This is a genomic window from Chryseobacterium sp. 2TAF14, assembly GCF_052115105.1.
GTDB lineage: Bacteria > Bacteroidota > Bacteroidia > Flavobacteriales > Weeksellaceae > Chryseobacterium.
On the sequence record NZ_JBFRGA010000102.1, the window covers coordinates 1 to 9,109 of the forward strand.

5 protein-coding genes and 1 pseudogene are annotated in these 9,109 nt (G+C 37.5%); all 6 read left to right on the top strand.

Annotated elements, in window-relative coordinates; all coding sequences use genetic code 11:
• Positions 1-994, top strand: a pseudogene (locus AB4Y90_RS11425) (SusC/RagA family protein); the annotation flags it as partial.
• Positions 995-1,012: 18 nt separating this feature from the next.
• Positions 1,013-3,076 (top strand): RagB/SusD family nutrient uptake outer membrane protein, encoded by a 2,064-nt coding sequence (locus AB4Y90_RS11430; protein WP_441557710.1) that lies wholly within the window; start codon positions 1,013-1,015, stop codon positions 3,074-3,076.
• A 193-nt stretch (positions 3,077-3,269) separates the two neighbouring features.
• Positions 3,270-5,372: a bifunctional aldolase/short-chain dehydrogenase gene (locus AB4Y90_RS11435; RefSeq protein WP_441557711.1), complete on the top strand. Its 2,103-nt coding sequence runs from the start codon at positions 3,270-3,272 to the stop codon at positions 5,370-5,372.
• A gap of 199 nt (positions 5,373-5,571) precedes the next feature.
• Positions 5,572-6,852, top strand: a complete 1,281-nt coding sequence (locus tag AB4Y90_RS11440; protein WP_441557712.1) for a sugar isomerase — start codon at positions 5,572-5,574, stop codon at positions 6,850-6,852.
• 224 nt (positions 6,853-7,076) lie between these two features.
• Positions 7,077-8,465 (top strand): FGGY-family carbohydrate kinase, encoded by a 1,389-nt coding sequence (locus AB4Y90_RS11445; RefSeq protein ID WP_441557713.1) that lies wholly within the window; start codon positions 7,077-7,079, stop codon positions 8,463-8,465.
• Positions 8,466-8,502: 37 nt separating this feature from the next.
• Positions 8,503-9,109: alpha-hydroxy acid oxidase (locus AB4Y90_RS11450; RefSeq protein ID WP_441557714.1), on the top strand; the 607-nt coding region annotated here is incomplete at its 3' end.

Below are 9,109 nucleotides of genomic sequence, written 5' to 3' on the forward strand. Positions count from 1 at the left end.
ATACAAAAGTATGTTTGTGAATGTGGGTTCCATGGTAAACAGAGGAATGGAATTCACGTTAAACTCAATCAACTTAAAATCGGAAAATTTCCGATGGTCTACAGATGCCAATATTGGTTTTAATAAATCAAAAGTATTATCTCTTGATGAAGGAAGAACTTTCAGAAACTTCAGTGTTGGAGGTAACAGATCTGGTATGGTAACCTATTACGCCACAGTTGGAGAAGAGTTGGGAGATATGTACGGATATGTTTATCAGGGGATTTACACCACTGATGACTTTATTCAGGCAGGAAACGGAACATTAACCTTAAAACCGGGAGTGGTAAAACCAGCTTCGGGAACTCCAAAACCGGGAGATATTAAATTTGCTGCCGATAATGAGGCGGGAGATCAGTTTACAAGAAAACTGGTAAAAATAGGAAATGGTACTCCTGATTTTATTGGGGGAATCAGCAATAACTTCTCTTACAAAGGTTTTGATCTTGCTGTATTTTTAAAATTCAGTGTGGGTGGAGACGTTTATAATGCTACCAAACACAGTTTGAGTCCGTATGCAATGTTCCAGAATGTACCTTCCGAATTTGGAGATAACTATTATCATGTGATTGATCCTAATACAGGACAGGCTGCAACAAGTTTGGTGAGATTAAAAGAACTTAACCCTAACGAAGAATCAAGGCTTTGGAGCTTAGGAACTACCAATTCAAGCTACATTACTTATCCTTCATCTTATTATGTAGAAGATGGTTCTTACTTAAGAGTTTCTATGGTAACTTTAGGTTATTCTTTTTCTAAAGAATTTTTAAGCCATATCAAATTGACTAATGCACGTATTTATGCAACAGTGAATAACTTGGCAACTATAACAGGCTATTCAGGATTTGACCCGGAAGTTTCGGCGGCAAGCGGTGTGACTGTTACACCAGGTTATGACAGCTCTTCATTCCCAAGATCTAGAAGTTACGTTTTGGGTATCAATCTTACTTTTTAATATTTAATTGTTTCAATCATGAAAAATATATTCATTAATCGCAGTATTTTAAAAAAACTAATTATAGTTCCCACTATTTTGGTTGCTGGTTTAAGCATCAGCTCGTGCAGCGACGATTTTTTAGATCAGCCTGCATACAATTCATCTGATACCGAATCAGTATTTACCAATATAGAAACTGCAGATGCTTTTGTACAGGGATTGTACAGAGGTCTTATTCCTACCGAAATGTTTTATCAGTTGGGAGCGGGAGACACGGTTACCCATTCCGCAGAAGACGGATCAACAAATAACTCTAAATATAACATTTGTAATTATCAATACGATTCAAAAACGCCAAATACCGTTACAGGAATCTATTCTGCAATGTATGCAGTGATTGAAAGAACCAACATCGCCATCGATAGATTACCGGATATGCCTGCAAGCCAAAAACGTGATGCGTTATTGGCTGAAGCAAAGGCTATTCGTGCATTTTGCTACTTCAATCTGATCAGAGTTTACGGTGATGTTCCGGCAATTTGGATTCCTTTGGAAGAAGCAGATCCTAACGATCCTAATACGCTTTATCCTAAACGTAGTTCTCGTGATGTGATTTATGACAAAGTAATTGCAGATATTCAGGAGTCGATCAATAGCATGCCTGCTTCAAACGGAACACCGGAAAGATTAAACAAGCAATCTACCAATGCGCTTTTAGCAAAAATTGCTTTGTATGCAGCGGGATATTCTCTTCGTTGGGAACTGAATACAAGTTCTCCTGGTATAATGTCTCGTCGTCCGGATAATGCAAGAGTACAGCAATTGTATCAGATTGCAGATGCAGCAGCACTTTCTGTAATTAATGCCGGGACTAATAGTTTAGTACAGGCTCAGGGAGGAAAAAGTGGTTTCGAAGCTTTATGGTTTAATTTCGACAGAAGAAATTTTGCAGCGGTAAATCAGGAAATGCTTTGGCACATTGCTCAATACGGTCCAAATACCAATTCTGCATTCGGTGTTTATGCTCATCCGGGTTCAAGAGGTGGAACTTATGGGTCTCGTAAAGCTTTACAGTTTATACTTCCAAGTTATTATCTTTCTTTTAATGCAGCAGATAAACGTAGAGATGTTGCATGTACTTCTTACAGTATTTATTTCTTAAATTCTGGTAACGCAAGTGATACTTGGGTGGATGTGGGAACTACGTATTCTTGCATTATGCCTGGAAAATTCAGAATCTCTTGGTGTGTTGAGCCACAAGCTGCAGATGCACGTAACTTAAATATTCCAGTGATAAGATATGCTGATGTTTTATTGATGTATGCAGAAACTCAGAATTATTTAAATTCAGGACCTACAGCTGCGGGAATCGCAGCGCTGCAACAGGTAAGAAATCGTGCAGGAATTGGTTCGCTTCCGATTCCAAGTGGTCAGCAGGCATTTGAATCTGCAATTGTTCAGGAGCGTAAATGGGAGTTTTCAGACGAGTTTATGCTTCGTACCGATTTAATCAGAATGAATCGTATCGCCAGCGAAATTGAAGCAACAAGAACGGCGATGAAAAATTTATCAAACCGTACAGGTCAGTTTGCTTCAACACCGGTTTACCGACTTTACAAATTTCATAAAAACGCTCAGATTTACGGAGATCCGTTCTTGGCCGTTACTTATATTGACTTAACAGATCCGGCTCAGATTGCGCAAGTTCAGGCTGTTCCTACTTCTTCAGGAGGTTATGCCGCTTATCAGACTACTTTGAAAGCTATTGCATTAGCAAACGGACAAACTTCTGCAGCCGATGACAAATGGTATCCTGTAAATATGTTCCAGGCTTATACAAGTACGTTCAATGGTAATGCAAGAAAAGCTGTAGGATTTACGGCAGGGTTTAATGCGCTTCAGATCGGAAATATTATCTATACAAAACCAACAGGTTCTGCAGAAAACGGAGGAACTTATCCAAACTGGATTGAAGGTGGAGGAGACGGTCTCTTCTACGGATTTGTACCAAATAAAACTGAATTGCTTCCGTTTGCGGCAGCTTCAGCAGGACATCCTCTTGTAGATAATCCAAACCTGACGCAGCTTCCGGGATATTAATTGCAATAAGCACCAAATCAAAATATTAATTTATACTTAACCTTAATGAAATACCGTACCGCTGAATCGGAAACGTGATAAATATCAGTGTTAATTTATCTTTAAATAACCGGTTCAGCAGTATAGTACGGGATGCTGTAAAAATTACTACAGTCTAAATTTGGGTTAAAATTCAGAAACAAAAGAAAAACAAATGGAAAACGTAAAAACATTCAAATACGTAGATTATTTATGGGATGAAAGCAAGGCAGCTTCTTTAGGAGACGATCAGGTTGCTTTATTTTTATACCGTTCAAACATATTAGGGGCAGATCTTAGAATTACCAATTATGGCGGAGGTAACACAAGTTGCAAAACCATCGAAAAAGACCCGTTAAACAACGAAGAAGTTGAGGTAATGTGGGTAAAAGGTTCAGGTGGCGACATCGGAACGTTGACAAGAAAAGGAATTGCAGGTCTATATACAGAAAGATTGAGAAACCTTAAAAACGTTTACGGAGGTTTAGCAGACGAAGACAGAATGGTAGGTTTATTTGATCACTGTATTTTCGATTTAGACAGCAAAGCGCCTTCAATCGACACTCCGTTGCATGGTTTACTTCCATTTAAACATATCGATCACCTTCATCCGGATGCGTTGATTGCGGTTGCTGCAGCAAAAGACAGCGAAAAAATTACAAAAGAAATCTGGGGCGATACAATGGGATGGGTTCCTTGGCAAAGACCTGGCTTCGACTTAGGTTTACAGCTTGAAAAATGTTTAGCAGATAATCCCGGAATCAGAGGAATCGTTTTGGGAAGCCACGGATTGTTCACTTGGGGTGATACTTCGTATGAATGTTACATCAACAGTTTGGAAGTAATTGAAACTGCTTCTGAATATATCGCTAAAAAAATTGAAGAAAACGGACAGGTTTTCGGAGGACAGAAAGTAGAATCTCTTCCTGCGGATGAACGTAAAAATAAGGCGGCTCAATTGATGCCTTTATTAAGAGGTTTGGCTTCTTCTGAAAACAGAATGGTCGGTCATTTCACAGACAGCGATGTTGTTTTGGAATACATCAACAGTAATGATTTAGAAAGACTGGCTCCGCTTGGAACTTCTTGTCCGGATCATTTCCTTAGAACGAAAATTCAGCCTTTAGTTTTAACATTAGATAAAAATGAAGATTTAACAGACTCTAAAGCTATTTTAGAAAAATTAAATCCTCTTTTCGAACAGTACAGACAGGAATACAAAGAATATTACGAAACCTGCAAACATCCAAACAGTCCTGCAATGCGTGATCCGAATCCGGTGATCATCATTTATCCGGGAGTGGGAATGTTCAGTTTCTCAAAAGATAAGCAGACAACCCGTGTTGCGAGCGAATTTTATGTAAACGCCATCAACGTAATGCGTGGAGCAGAAGCAATTTCTGAATACACTTCATTGCCAAGACAGGAAGCATTCGATATCGAATACTGGTTATTGGAAGAAGCAAAACTTCAGAGAATGCCAAAAGAAAAACCATTATCAAGAAAAGTTGCAATCGTAACCGGAGCCGGAGGTGGAATCGGACAGGCAATCGCCGACAAAATGGTTGCTGAAGGTGCAGTTGTAGTTTATACAGACCTTAATCAGGAAGCAGTAGAATCTGTTACTGCAAAATACAATAAAGATCAGGCAGTTTCTGTTCCGTGTGATGTGACAAGCGAAGAATCTATTGCAAACGCTTTCAAAGAAACGGTTTTGGCTTTCGGTGGAGTAGATATCATCGTACATTCTGCAGGTTTGGCTATTTCTAAATCTTTAGAAGATACAACAACAAAAGACTGGGATTTACTGGAAAATGTTTTGGTAAAAGGTCAGTTCTTAATGTCTAAATTTGGTGTTGAGATTATGAAAAAACAGAATCTTGGCGGTGACATTGTAAATATTGCAAGTAAAAACGGTTTGGTTGCAGGTCCAAATAACGTAGCTTACGGAACGGCAAAAGCAGCACAGCAACATATGACAAGATTATTGGCAGCAGAATTGGCAGCAGATAAAATCCGTGTAAATGTGGTAAATCCTGACGGAGTGATCGTAGGAAGCAAAATCTGGGAAGGTTCTTGGGCAGAAGGCCGTGCAAAAGCAAACGGAATTACCGTTGAAGAATTGCCTGCATTCTACGCAAAAAGAAATCTTCTGAACGAAATTATTCTTCCAGAGGATATTGCCAACGGCGTTTTCGCTTGTGTAGCGATCTTAGACAAAACCACAGGAAATATCATCAATGTAGACGGCGGAATGGCAAATGCGTTTCCGAGATAATATTTTTAAAGCAAATTAGTTTAAATTGATAAATTAAAATATTTAAACCATTAAGTTTTATTAAGAAGTTGAGAATGATTAAGTTTAGCTTCGCTTTAAGAGACATGCTTAAARAATCTATTGATTTTTCTTAAAAGAGCTTAACTACTTAAATAATCTTAATGGTTTAAATTCAATTTGAAAATGTAAAAAATAAATCATGATTATAGGAAAAGATATCATTGAACAAAATAATAAAAGCGAGGTTGAAAATTTTAATTCAGACTACGCTTATTTATCAGATAAACTGACAAAATCAGGGGCCAACGTTTCTGAAATTGTCAACAAAATTGCTGACTTTCAGGTAGCAATTCCAAGTTGGGCTTTAGGAGCAGGAGGAACACGTTTCGGAAGATTTTCTTACGGCGGCGAACCTTCTTCTTTGGAGCAAAAATTAGATGATGTAGGATTAATTCACGCTTTAACGCATTCTGCAGGAGCAATTTCCCTTCATATTCCTTGGGATATTCCAAGTGATGTTGCGGCAATTAAAGAAAAAGCAGCTTCTCACGGATTGGTTTTCGATGCGATGAATTCCAACACGTTTCAGGACCAGCCAAACGCAAAACAATCGTACAAATTCGGTTCTTTGAATGCTGCAAACGAAGATGCAAGAGCTTACGCAGTTGAGCATAATAAAGAAGTAATCAGGATCGGGAAAGAATTAGATTCAAAAAGCTTAACCGTTTGGTTGGCAGACGGATCAAGTTTCCCGGGACAGTTGAATTTCCAGACTGCTTTGTCAAAAACTGAGCAAAGTTTAAAAGAAATCTACGCAGGAATGCCGGAAGACTGGAAGTTATTCATCGAATATAAGCCTTACGAACCAAATTTTTATTCAACAACAATCCAGGATTGGGGAACTTCTTTCATGTTGGCAAACGCTTGTGGTGAAAGAGCTTATACTTTGGTAGATTTGGGTCACCATTTGCCAAACTCAAACATCGAACAAATCGTTGCAACATTGATGTACAAAGGAAAATTAGGAGGTTTCCATTTCAATGACAGCAAATATGGAGATGATGATTTAACAGTAGGTTCAATCAAACCTTATGCTTTATTTTTGATTTTCAACGAATTGGTGTACGGAATGGAAAACAATCCTCAAAATCCTTATCCGGCTTGGATGATTGATGCAAGTCACAACATCAAAGATCCTTTGGAAGATTTGATTCAGTCTTTGGAAGCGATTTTAATTGCTTACGCACAAGCACTTTTGGTAGATCAGAAAGCATTGAAAGATGCTCAGTTGAATAACGATGTCGTTCGTGCGCAGGAAATTTTACAGAATGCTTACAGAACAGATGTTCGTCCATTATTAAAAGCGGCGAGATTACAGACAGGTGCTGCATTAGATCCAATTGCAGCGTACAGAAACCTTAAAGTAAGAGAAACATTAATCTCTGAAAGAGGTCTGAATGTAAAAGCAACAGGATTGTAAGCCTGTTTTAATTTGATAATTTAAACTTTCAGGTGCAATCGAAAGTTTTTAATTATATGTATCCTTATATAGTTTCGTTAAGGGAAAAGTGTTTAGATTATTAAGTTTTCTTAATGTCTGAACACTCCTTAATGATTTTGTTTTTTTAATTAAAAATAAACAACTTAGTGCTATTTGTGAAGACATTTGCGCTATTTGTGTTTAAATAATACTTCATCATAAGAATGTCCAAGAAAAAAAAGGTAACCATCGTATTTGATATTGGAAAAACCAATAAAAAATTCTTTCTATTTGATAAAAATTACAAAGAAGTTGTTCGGGAATATACAGAATTGCCGTTAACGACAGACGAAGACGGTTATCCTACAGAAGATCTTCCTGCATTACAAAACTGGATTAAAGAAAACTTCAACGCCATTTTAGACGATGAAAATTTTGAAGTAAAAGCCATCAATTTTTCTACATACGGAGCGAGTTTTGTGCATCTTGATCAGAAAGGAAATGTTCTGACGCCTTTGTACAATTACACCAAACCGATGGAAGATGAAATATTGGATCTATTCTATGAAAAACACGGCAGCAAATTGAAAATTGCCCGTGAAACAGCTTCTCCACAAGCAGGAATGCTGAATTCAGGATTGCAATTGTTTTGGTTAAAATATAAACATCCTGAAGTATTCAAAAAAATTCGTTACAGTCTTCATTTACCGCAATATTTATCGTATTTATTTACCGGAATTTGTGTATCGGAATTTACTTCGATCGGTTGTCACACCAATTTGTGGGATTACGATAAAGCAGATTATCACGATTGGGTTTACGAAGAGGAAATTGATCATATGTTACCTCCGATTGTTCCTACGTCTGCAAGCATCAATACTTCTTACAGAAATCAGAAAATGAAAATCGGTGTTGGAATTCACGACAGTTCTTCAGCGCTTTTGCCTTATATTTTAAGTAAAAAAGAACCGTTTTTACTGCTTTCTACAGGAACGTGGAGTATTTCTCTGAATCCGTTTAACGATGAAAGCTTAACCGATGAAGACATCGAAAACAATTGCCTTAATTATATGCGAATCGATGGAAAACGAGTGAAAGCATCCCGTTTTTTCATGGGTAATGAATATAAAATTCAGGTTGAAAAATTGTGCGATTATTATGGAAAAGAATACGGTTTCCACAGAGAAGTAAAGTTTGATCAGGATCTGTATCTTCGCTTAATGAAACACAAAGCGGTCTATTTCCGTTTTGAAGGGATTATTTTGAAACGAAAAATGATTACTGCAACAGATCTGAATTCATTCGATACTTTTGAAGAAGCTTATCATCAGTTAATGATCGAGCTGATGGATCTGCAGATTCACACCATCAAAAATGCCATTGGAAATTCAGAAATAAAAAATATTTACATTGATGGCGGCTTTACCGATAATGATGTCTTTATGAAACTGATGTCTCATCATTTCCAGCATTATAATGTAATGTCTACGCATTCTCCGCTGGGTTCTGCATTGGGAGCTTCAATGGTGATTTCCAACAAAAAAGTTGACGAAACTTTTTTACAGCAACATTATCAAATGAAAGTGCTTCAACCGTTAATTTTTAATCATTAATAATTAACAAATAACAATTAATAATTAACAACCAATTATGTCGTTTCCGTTTGATACCAACTATGCATCGCTTGAACTTTTGATTGAAAGAGCGAAAAAAAGAATGCCTCGTTTCGCTTTCGAATATCTGGACGGTGGCTGCAACGAAAATATTAACAGAGATAGAAATACAGACGAATTAAGAGAAGTATTGCTTCGTCCGCGTTATTTAAACAATAATTATGCGGAAGCCAATATGGAAACCGAATTATTTGGTGTAAAATATTCTGCACCTTTCGGAATTTCCCCCGTTGGTTTGCAGGGATTAATGTGGCCGAATGCTCCGGAAATTTTGGCTAAAGCAGCTTTTAAACATAATATTCCTTTTATTTTAAGTACCGTTACAACAAGCAGCATCGAAAGAATTGCCGAATTAACCGAAGGAAAAGCTTGGTATCAGTTGTATCATCCGAGAGAAGAATGGTTGCGTGACGATATTCTCGACCGTTGTGAAGCTTCAGGATATGATGTACTTTGTGTTTTATCTGATGTTCCGACTTTTGGATACAGAGCAAAGGAAATCAGGAATGGTTTGGCGATGCCTCCGCAATTGAATTTTAGAAATGTTTCTCAGGCGTTGGCAAAACCTCAGTGGTGTCTTGAGA

Bases quoted from the DNA above. Each gene is read 5' to 3' on its own strand.
- AB4Y90_RS11430 (WP_441557710.1), top strand. From the start codon at position 1,013: ATGAAAAATATATTCATTAATCGCAGTATTTTAAAAAAACTAATTATA.
- AB4Y90_RS11435 (WP_441557711.1), top strand. From the start codon at position 3,270: ATGGAAAACGTAAAAACATTCAAATACGTAGATTATTTATGGGATGAA.
- AB4Y90_RS11440 (WP_441557712.1), top strand. From the start codon at position 5,572: ATGATTATAGGAAAAGATATCATTGAACAAAATAATAAAAGCGAGGTT.
- AB4Y90_RS11445 (WP_441557713.1), top strand. From the start codon at position 7,077: ATGTCCAAGAAAAAAAAGGTAACCATCGTATTTGATATTGGAAAAACC.